At 70.8% G+C, this 613-nt stretch carries 2 protein-coding genes; one reads left to right on the top strand and one right to left on the bottom strand.

The genetic code is table 11. The features are described from left to right. Window positions 1-294: phosphatidylserine decarboxylase (locus ACFQEU_RS17500; protein ID WP_379784224.1), on the top strand; the 294-nt coding region annotated here is incomplete at its 5' end. 72 nt (window positions 295-366) lie between these two features. Here ACFQEU_RS17500 and ACFQEU_RS17495 read toward each other — a convergent pair. Continuing rightward, window positions 367-613: isoaspartyl peptidase/L-asparaginase (locus ACFQEU_RS17495; RefSeq protein ID WP_379784222.1), on the bottom strand; the 247-nt coding region annotated here is incomplete at its 5' end.

Genomic DNA, 613 nt, shown 5'->3' with positions numbered 1-613 from the left:
CACCGTCCCGGCGCGAACCGCCCGGCGTTCGACAAGGAGTCGGACCGAAACGAGCAGGTCGCGATCGACTTCGGCGAGTACGAGCTGCTCGTCATCGCCGGTTGGTTCGCCCGCCGGATCCACCCCGCGGTCGCGGCCGGCGACCGCGTTGAGCGTGGCGAGCGGGTCGGACACGTCTCGTTCGGCTCGCGCGCCGACGTGGTGTTGCCCGCCGGGGTCGATCGCGAAGACCTCTTGGTCGCCGAGGGGGACGCCGTTCGGGCCGGTGAGACGATCATCGCCGAGCTGGAGTGACGCTCCTCGCCGCGTTCGAGTGGATCCTATCCGGATCCGACCACTCCGCCCGACACTGACCGACAGCGACCCTCACTCCACCCGTGCGCTCGTCTGCATCCCGTCCGTGTTGAACGCGCTGCCGACCGTGTCGTCGCCACAGACGATCACGCCCGCGCCCGAACCGGTCAGGTCGTCGAACTCTCGGATGGCACGGTCGGCCGCGGTGTCGGCGTCGTATCCGTCCGCGAGGAGGTCGACCGCACGGCGCGAGAGGGTGACCCGAGCGATATCCTCGCCGGCTCCGGTCGCGCTCGCGCCGCCCGCCTCGGTGCAGAAG

The sequence above is a fragment of the Halorubrum tibetense genome (genome assembly GCF_042661865.1).
GTDB classification, from domain to species: domain Archaea; phylum Halobacteriota; class Halobacteria; order Halobacteriales; family Haloferacaceae; genus Halorubrum; species Halorubrum tibetense.
Note: the sequence above shows the minus strand (reverse complement) of the source record. Positions and strands in the feature narration are given on the sequence as shown.